Here is a 523-nt window from a genome sequence, read left to right on the forward strand (position 1 = left end):
GACCACCACGTTCTCCAAATCCTGGCTGCCGTTGTTGTTCACGGTCAGGGTATAGTCGATGTTGGCACAGTTGGCGTCCACGGTACCGGTCTTCAGTATGTTGATGTTGGGCACACAGCCGGAAAGGTCGGTGGTGGTGTCCCCGTCGAGCGTGGTGTCGGAGGGGTGTGACTCATCGGTGACGATAACGGCGGGCAGCCCCAGCACGTTGGCATCCACCGTTGCGCGGTTGTCCACCTGTCCGTTGGTCAGGTCCAGTGCGGTTATGGCGTAGGATGCTGTAAAGACCCATGTCTCGCCGATCTCCATGACCCCTGGTACGCCGTTGTCCCCGGAATCCGGCAGTGCAGGCACGGGCATCAGGGGGTCGCTGACCACCACGTTCTCCAAATCCTGGCTGCCGTTGTTGTTCACGGTCAGGGTATAGTCGATGTTGGCACAGTTGGCGTCCACGGTACCGGTCTTCAGTATGTTGATGTTGGGCACACAGCCGGAAAGGTCGGTGGTGGTGTCCCCGTCAAGG

General features: G+C 59.8%; 1 protein-coding gene. It reads right to left on the bottom strand.

Features of this window, described 5'->3' with window-relative positions; all coding sequences use genetic code 11:
- The coding region (locus EZV76_RS16945; protein WP_439108204.1) for a CLIPPER-2 domain-containing protein at positions 1 to 523 on the bottom strand (523 nt) is incomplete at both ends.

Source organism: Flagellimonas alvinocaridis, from assembly GCF_004916895.1.
Taxonomy (GTDB): Bacteria; Bacteroidota; Bacteroidia; order Flavobacteriales; family Flavobacteriaceae; genus Flagellimonas; species Flagellimonas alvinocaridis.